Annotated in this window: 1 protein-coding gene; it reads right to left on the reverse strand. The window is 66.8% G+C overall.

All coding sequences use genetic code 11. The features are described from left to right. On the reverse strand, nt 1-1,030 hold a 1,030-nt coding region (locus ACIBNA_RS45085; protein ID WP_399171302.1), incomplete at its 3' end, for an IS630 family transposase. Nucleotides 1,031-1,058 lie beyond the last annotated feature (28 nt).

The following is a 1,058-nucleotide window of genomic DNA, read 5'->3' on the forward strand; positions in this document are numbered from 1 at the left end:
CGGTCTTGGTCCAGATGAACGGCCTGGGGTGTTCGTTCCAGTCGGCGAGCCAGGCGCGGATGTCGCGTTCCAGGGCTTGGACGGAGCGGTGGACGCCTCGCTTGAGCTTCTTCTGCGTGAGCTCGGCGAACCACCGCTCCACGAGGTTCAGCCAGGACGAACTCGTCGGTGTGAAGTGCAGATGGAAGCGCGGGTGCGCCAGCAGCCACTGCTTGATGGCAGGGGTCTTGTGGGTGACGTAGTTGTCCAGGATCAGATGGACATCGAGGTCGGCGGGGACTTCCTTGTCGAGCTTCGTCAGGAACTTCTTGAACTCGACGGCCCGGTGGCGCCGGTGGAGGGAGCCGATCACCTTGCCGGTGGCGACCTCCAGTGCGGCGAACAGGGTGGTGGTGCCGGCGCGGACGTAGTCGTGGCTGCGGCGTTCGGGGACGCCGGGAACCATCGGCAGCACGGGCTGGGACCGGTCCAGGGCCTGGATCTGGGACTTCTCGTCCACGCAGAGCACCAAGGCCTTCTCCGGCGGGTCGAGGTAGAGGCCCACGACATCGCGGACCTTGTCGATGAACAGCGGGTCCGTGGACAGCTTGAACGTCTGCGACCGGTGCGGTGCCAGGGCGAACGCCCGCCAGATCCGCGAGATCGCCGACTGCGACATGCCTGTGGCCGCCGCCATCGACCTGGTCGACCAGTGGGTCGCGTTCTTGGGCTTGTCCTCCAGTGTCTTGACGATGACCCGCTCGACGTCCGCGTCGGTGATCTTCCGCGGGACACCGGGCCGCGGCTCGTCGCACAGGCCGTCCAGGCCCCGTTCGAGGAAACGCCGCCGCCAGGTGCGGACCGTGTCCGCAGAGACCCGCAGCCGACGCGACACCTCCATGATCGAGTGTCCCTCGGCGCACTCCAGCACGATCCGCGACCGCTGGGCCAGAGCCTGAGCCGTCGTACGACGACGCACCCAGCCCTCCAACACGGCCCGCTGGGCATCAGTCAGTGACAACGGCGGAATCTTCGGGCCCGGACGACTCATACCGAACCAACGACGAATCTCCGACTCA

The sequence above is a fragment of the Streptomyces sp. NPDC050164 genome (assembly GCF_044459945.1).
GTDB lineage: Bacteria > Actinomycetota > Actinomycetes > Streptomycetales > Streptomycetaceae > Streptomyces > Streptomyces coeruleorubidus_A.